Genomic DNA, 3,885 nt, shown 5'->3' on the forward strand with positions numbered 1-3,885 from the left:
AAGGTATTGATTATGATATGCAATCTTATTTATTTGAAACTCGTAAAGAGGCAAAAGATACAATGTGGTATGGGAAAGTAGATCGGTTTATTAATGAAATAAATCGTATCGCTCTTTTAAATGAAGTAACACCGGAAAATAAGTGGCTCGTTAATAATGGAATTTATTTCGCTAGTCGTTTAGGGAAGTTTCATAGTAATCCAAATAAAGGATTAGAGGTTGTTACACAAGCAATGCATATGTACCCGCGTTTAAGTGAGCCGTATTTTGTTGCAGTAGAACAAATTACAACAAATTATAACGGGAAAGATTATAGCGGGAATACAGTAGATTTAGAGAAAATACGTAAAGAAGGAAAAGAACAGTACTTACCAAAAACGTACACATTCGACGATGGATCTATTGTGTTTAAAACAGGGGATAAAGTATCAGAAGAAAAAATTAAGAGACTATACTGGGCTGCGAAGGAAGTAAAAGCGCAGTATCATCGTGTAATTGGGAATGACAAAGCATTAGAGCCAGGTAATGCGGACGACGTATTGACGATAGTAATCTATAATACTCCAGACGAATATCAGTTAAACAGACAATTGTATGGGTATGAAACAAACAACGGTGGAATTTATATTGAAGAAACAGGAACATTCTTTACATATGAGCGTACGCCAGAACAAAGTATTTATAGTTTAGAAGAGCTGTTCCGTCATGAGTTTACTCATTATCTTCAAGGGAGATTTGAAGTGCCAGGTTTATTTGGAAGAGGAGATATGTATCAAAATGAGAGATTAACTTGGTTCCAAGAAGGAAATGCAGAATTTTTCGCAGGATCTACTCGTACAAATAATGTAGTACCGAGAAAGAGTATCATTAGTGGATTATCATCTGATCCTGCAAGCCGTTATACAGCAGAGCGCACATTATTTGCTAAATATGGTTCTTGGGATTTCTATAATTACTCGTTTGCATTGCAATCTTATTTATATACACATCAATTTGAAACGTTTGATAAAATTCAAGATTTAATTCGTGCAAATGACGTGAAAAATTATGATGCCTATCGTGAGAATTTAAGTAAAGATTCTAAACTAAATAAAGAGTATCAAGAGTATATGCAGCAGCTAATTGATAATCAAGATAAATATAGTGTGCCGGAAGTAGCAAATGATTATTTAGCTGAACATGCACCGAAATCACTAACAGCAGTAGAGAAAGAAATTAGTGATACGCTGCCTATGAAAGATGAAAAAATGACAAAACATAGCTCACAATTCTTTAATACATTTACTTTAGAAGGTACGTATACAGGTAGTGTAACAAAAGGTGAGTCAGAAGATTGGAATGCAATGAGTAAGAAAGTAAATGAAACGCTAGAACAACTGGCACAAAAAGAATGGAGTGGCTACAAAACGGTTACAGCATACTTTGTCAATTACCGTGTGAATAGCTCAAAGCAATTTGAATATGATGTAGTCTTCCACGGTATCGCAAAAGATGATAGAGAAAATAAAGCTCCAACAGTTAATATAAATGGACCTTATAATGGGCTTGTAAAAGAAGGTATTCAATTTAAAAGTGATGGCTCAAATGATGAAGATGGAAAAATCGTTTCTTATTTATGGGAATTTGGAGATGGAAGCACAAGTGCAGAAGTTAATCCAGTACATGCGTATGAAAGAGAAGGAACTTATAAGGTAGCGTTAAGAGTAAAAGATGATAAAGGTAAAGAGAGCAGAAGCGAAACAACTGTTACGATTAAAGATGGAAGTTTAACAGAATCAGAACCAAATAATCGTCCAGAGGAAGCAAATCGTATTGGGCTAAACACTACTATAAAAGGTAGCCTTATCGGCGGAGATCACACTGATGTTTATACATTTAATGTAGCATCAGCGAAAGATATCGATATTTCCGTTTTAAATAAGTATGGAATTGGGATGACATGGGTACTTCACCATGAATCAGATATGCAAAATTATGCAGCTTACGGTCAAGCGAACGGAAATCATATAGAAGCAAAATTTGGTGCAAAACCAGGTAAGTATTATTTGTATGTATATAAATATGATAATGGCGATGGAACGTACGAATTATCAGTAAAATAAGTACTTTTCCAATGTATGTTTAACTTTACTTTTTGTGGAAAATAGTATATTATATAGATATATAATATATCGGTTATTTTCTAGGAGGAGCCTGTCACAATAGGTTTCTCCTGTTCTTTTTTAGAGGCCTGTCTTACAGGCTATTCTTTAAAAAGTAAATAACTGAAAATTAAGAACAATAATCTTTGAAAGAGGTGGGGCATACACATAACAAAAAAGGATTGTTTAAGAGAGGGGGATAAGAAATGGATTTGTTTGGTTATCCACTTGAAAAAATTTATTTATACGGATTTATTATTGCTACTATACTCACTGTTATTTATATCTTTTTTGGAGATATATTTGAATCCATATTTAGTTTTGGAGGCGGATCTGTATCCGTTGTTACTTTATTACTTAGTTTTTTCGCCATGTTATGTGGACTTAGTTATATAGGAGAATATTTATTTTCCTTTAATAGTATTCTTATTTTCGGGGCTGCATTTGCTATATCCTTTATTGGTGTTTTCATAATGAAAATATTAATTTTAAAGCCGATTGCAGAAGCAGAACAAAACACTGTGCAGCGTATGGATGAATTCATTGGCTGTAAGGGAGAGGTCATTACGACTATTCCTACAGAAGGGTTTGGTGAAGTATTAATTTCCTCCCAATTTGGAAACAATGCAATCCTAGCTAAAACAGTTGGGAAGAAAGATATTTCACAAGGAACTGAAGTTATTATCGAGGGAGTCCAAGATGGTGTTTTGCTTGTACAGAACATCGCTTATTCTTTAAAGAAACCAAAATTATAAGGGGGAATTTACATGACGATTCCATTAATTATCGGTGGAGTATTACTCGCAATTTTAATTCTACTCATTTTAGTATTCATTACAAAATATCGAACAGTTGGACCAGATGAAGCATTAATTGTTACTGGAAACTGGCTTGGTGGCGGGAAAAATGTAGTTACCACTGATGATGGAAAGAAGATTAAGATTATTCGTGGAGGCGGTACTTTCGTAGTTCCGATTATGCAAAGAGCAGAGCCTTTAAGTCTATTAAACTACAAATTAGAAGTGGGAACACGTGATACGTATACGAAACAAGGTGTACCGATTACAGTAAACGGTGTTTCTATTATTAAAGTAGGATCTACCATTGAAGAGGTTTCTACAGCTGCTGAACAATATTTAGGAAAAGAAACAGAAGAGTTAAAAATAGAAGCAAAAGAGGTTTTAGAAGGGCATCTACGTGCTATCTTATCTTCTATGACAGTAGAAGATGCGTATAGTAATAGAGAGCAATTTGCTCAAAAGGTACATGAAGTAGCTTCTACAGATTTAAAGAAGATGGGACTTCGCATCGTTTCCTTTACAATTAAAGAAATCATGGATAAGAACGGTTACTTAGATGCACTTGGTCAGCCACAAATTGCAATGGTTAAGCGTGATGCAACAGTTGCAAATGCAGAGCGTGAAAAAGAGGCGCGAATTGAAAAAGCTCGTGCTGAGAAAGAAGCGAAAGAAGCTGAGTATCAACGTGATGCACAAATCGCTGAAGCTGAAAAACATAAAGAGTTAAAAGTACAATCTTATAAGAGAGACCAAGAACAAGCTCGCGCAGATGCAGATCTTTCCTATGAATTACAACAAGCAAAAGCGCAACAAGGTGTTACAGAAGAGCAAATGCGAGTTAAAATTATTGAGCGTGAAAAGCAAATTGAATTAGAAGAAAAAGAGATTGCGCGTCGTGAAAAGCAATATGATGCAGAAGTAAAGAAAAAGGCAGATGCGGATCG

Annotated in this window: 3 protein-coding genes; all 3 read left to right on the top strand. The window is 34.8% G+C overall.

Going from position 1 to position 3,885, the window contains the following annotated elements:
- Positions 1–2,102: collagenase ColA (colA, locus tag MR113_RS26935; protein WP_242257453.1), on the top strand; the 2,102-nt coding region annotated here is incomplete at its 5' end.
- Between the two features lie 245 nt (positions 2,103–2,347).
- Positions 2,348–2,896 carry an NfeD family protein gene (locus MR113_RS26940; RefSeq protein ID WP_242257454.1) on the top strand — a complete coding sequence of 183 codons (549 nt, stop codon included), beginning with the start codon at positions 2,348–2,350 and terminating at the stop codon, positions 2,894–2,896.
- Between the two features lie 12 nt (positions 2,897–2,908).
- On the top strand, positions 2,909–3,885 hold a 977-nt coding region (locus MR113_RS26945), incomplete at its 3' end, for a flotillin family protein (protein WP_242257455.1).

This window comes from Bacillus cereus group sp. BfR-BA-01379, from assembly GCF_022663605.1.
Classification (GTDB): domain Bacteria; phylum Bacillota; class Bacilli; order Bacillales; family Bacillaceae_G; genus Bacillus_A; species Bacillus_A mobilis.